Origin of the sequence: Nocardiopsis sp. FR4 (assembly GCF_009830945.1) — a bacterium.
Classification (GTDB): Bacteria; Actinomycetota; Actinomycetes; order Streptosporangiales; family Streptosporangiaceae; genus Nocardiopsis.
Map to the genome: position 1 here is coordinate 1 of NZ_VWVV01000065.1, position 1,484 is coordinate 1,484.

Consider the following 1,484-nt stretch of genomic DNA (forward strand, 5'->3'; position numbering starts at 1 on the left):
TCCTTACCTTTCTTCATGGGGTTCGTTCCTGACCGTCTGTAGGGTCGGGAGGACCCCAGGAGCGCCAGGTATGGCTGTCATGGCTTTGCCGCTGTCGTGGCTGAAGGAGATTGGCCGCCTGGCGCTCCGCGACGACCCGGCCGCTGATTGGGATGCGCGAACAGATCGCTGTGTAAGGACACGTCGGCGAGGTCGTTGCTTGGTACCCCCACAACCAAGACGACGGAGGGACCGATGCCCCAGCTCTGGGCCGGTGTGGACGCGGGCAAGACCCACCACCACTGCGTGGTGATCGACACCGACGGCACCAAACTGCTGTCGAGGAAGGTCGCCAACGACGAGGCCGAACTGCTCGACCTGATCGCCGACGTCAACGCCCTGGGCACCGAAGTGCTGTGGGCGAGTGACCTCAACAGCGGCGGCGGGGCCCTGCTCATCACCCTGCTGCTCGACCACGGCCAGGACCTCCTCTACATCCCCGGCCGCACCATCCACCACGCCTCCGGCTCCTACCGGGGCGACGGCAAGACCGACGCCAAGGACGCCTTCGTCATCGCCGACCAAGCCAGGATGCGCCGCGACCTGCACCCGCTGGCCGCGTTCGACGAGATCGCCGCCGACCTGCGCATCCTCACCGCCCGGCGCACCGACCTGGGAGCCGACCGCACCCGCGCGATCAACCGGCTGCGCGACCAGATGCTGGCCTACTTCCCCGCCCTGGAGCGCGCCTTCGACTACAGCAAGTCCAAGGCCGCCCTGGTGCTGCTGACCAACTACCAGACCCCCGCCGCGCTGCGAAGAATCGGGCGGGCCCGCCTGGAGACGTGGCTGCGCGCACGCAAGGTCCGCAACGCTGCCAAGGTGGCCGAGACCGCGATCGAGGCGGCCCAGGCCCAGCACACCACCGTCAGGGGCGAGAAGACGGCCGCCGCGGTGGTCGCCAAGCTCGCGGGGGAGGTGATCGCCCTCGATGCCGAGCTCGCCGAGACCGACCAGGCCATCGAGGGCCGGTTTCGCGAGCACGAACACGCGGCGGTGATCACCAGCCTGCCCGGCATCGGCACCCTGCTGGGGGCGGAGTTCATCGCCGCCACCGGCGGCGACATGGCCACGTTCGGCAGCGCGAACCGGCTGGCTGGCGTCTGCGGACTGGCACCCGTGCCCCGGGACTCGGGCAGGATCAGCGGCAACCTGCACCGGCCACGCCGCTACAGCCGCCGGCTGCTGCGGGTGTTCTACATGTCCGCCCTGTTCAGCATCCGCTCTTGTCCGGCCTCGAAGACGTTCTACGAGCGCAAGAGGGCCGAGGGCAAGCGTCACGTCCAGGCCGTGATCGCGCTGGCCCGGCGCAGGCTCAACGTGCTCTGGGCGATGCTGCGCGACGAGCGTCCCTACGTGGCGGCGCCTCCAGTGAAGCTGGCCACGGCTGCCTGAACCGTTCACGGTCGGTCACCGCTCCGGCTTGACAACTTCATTGGGAATCT

The 1,484-nt window shown here is 68.9% G+C and carries 1 protein-coding gene; it reads left to right on the plus strand.

What is annotated here, in order from left to right:
- Positions 1 to 234 precede the first annotated feature (234 nt).
- Positions 235 to 1,434, plus strand: coding sequence for an IS110 family RNA-guided transposase (locus tag FYW95_RS27430; protein WP_160051003.1), 1,200 nt, complete (start codon positions 235 to 237; stop codon positions 1,432 to 1,434).
- Positions 1,435 to 1,484: the final 50 nt, after the last annotated feature.

What these genes read in the sequence shown, in the direction of transcription:
- FYW95_RS27430 (WP_160051003.1), top strand. Translation starts at nt 235, where the DNA reads ATGCCCCAGCTCTGGGCCGGTGTGGACGCGGGCAAGACCCACCACCAC.